The organism is Leifsonia sp. HAY1-4F, assembly GCF_056755275.1.
Genome location: NZ_JBNDHX010000244.1, coordinates 1 through 293, shown reverse-complemented (window position 1 = coordinate 293; position 293 = coordinate 1). Strand labels below are relative to the sequence as shown.

At 47.4% G+C, this 293-nt stretch carries 1 protein-coding gene; it reads right to left on the bottom strand.

What is annotated here, in order from left to right; genetic code table 11:
- On the bottom strand, positions 1 to 240 hold a 240-nt coding region (locus ACPYOG_RS19390; RefSeq protein WP_481295763.1), incomplete at its 3' end, for a hypothetical protein.
- Between the last annotated feature and the right edge of the window lie 53 nt (positions 241 to 293).

Here is a 293-nt window from a genome sequence, read left to right as displayed (position 1 = left end):
TGACAGAGCAGTTCTCTCAAAACTGGTTCCATTTAGGTTAATAGAGGCAGAACCGGTATAAGTTGTATTGGTATCCGTATCCGCAGCAGGTTCCCAGGCACTTGTGGCCGTATTATATTTTAGTACCTGTCCGTTCGTAGGTGCGGTGGCTGATAATGTTTTGCCCTTTAGCTTGTCAACACTGGTTACTCCTGCATTGGTAATGGTAACGTCTCCTGTCGGACTTACGGCTGTTGCCACGTTAGAGGCATTCCCTACATAGATGTTTCCGCTGTTCAGGGTGGTGCTTACAC